This is a genomic window from Furfurilactobacillus curtus, from assembly GCF_045862785.1.
GTDB classification, from domain to species: domain Bacteria; phylum Bacillota; class Bacilli; order Lactobacillales; family Lactobacillaceae; genus Furfurilactobacillus; species Furfurilactobacillus curtus.
In genome coordinates this window covers 1-794 of sequence record NZ_BQXO01000037.1, presented here as the reverse complement: position 1 = coordinate 794, position 794 = coordinate 1, and the positions used below count along the sequence as shown (strand labels likewise).

2 protein-coding genes are annotated in these 794 nt (G+C 41.4%); both read right to left on the bottom strand.

What is annotated here, in order from left to right:
• A partial coding sequence (locus tag ACKTR2_RS10300) for a toprim domain-containing protein (protein ID WP_407885052.1) occupies nt 1–380 on the bottom strand: 380 nt, incomplete at its 3' end.
• 6 nt (nt 381–386) lie between these two features.
• Nucleotides 387–794: hypothetical protein (locus tag ACKTR2_RS10295; RefSeq protein WP_407885050.1), on the bottom strand; the 408-nt coding region annotated here is incomplete at its 5' end.

The window sequence follows — 794 nt, the reverse complement described above, 5'->3', positions numbered from 1 at the left end:
TCAATCTGGGCTTGGCTCATGATCGACCAGGCAATATTAGAACCCTCTCGGCCACTATCGGTGGCAACAATAATGGTATCGGCCTTCGTTAACAGGTCTTTGACGATCCCGTATTGGTCCTTTTTACTAGCTGACACTTCAAACTTGTATTTATCGGGGAAAATCGGTAAATTAGATAAGGCCCATTGCTGGTATTTCCGATCATATTTATCCGGTGTGGCTAGTTCAACTAAGTGTCCGAGACCATACGTGACAAGCGTATTCTCGGGCAAAACAGGGTCACTAACCGTATAGTAACCCTGTTTTTTTGTGCTCTTTTGAAAGGCTTGGACGTATGAACGGGCTTGACTGGGTTTTTCAGCTAAGATAACAGTGGTCATGTTCATTCACTCCTTATGATTAAGCTTCTGTTCTAATTCTGTTTTACCTTGTTCAGCTGCTTTCAACCAAGTTTCACGTCGCAATTCTTGTTGTTGCTCTATCGATTGTTGCTTTAAATATTGTTGATACCGGTCGATGGCTTTGAAATCTGCATAGGCTGACCAACGGAATAATAAGCCACCCAGCAGTAAAACTAAGGCCATTAGTGCAGTTCCTAAAAAATCGGTATGGTTCGCCGTGAAAAGCTCTTGGTATAAATCCATTAACATGAGGTAAATTCCCATTATATAGAAGACCATGCTAACTAAGTTATCAAAATAGTAAGACAACTTAGTCCGCCGTGAAGGTGTTGTAAAAGGATCGGTTCGCATATCTTTTTTGGCTTTTTCCCATAACCAGTGTGCGATTTTCTT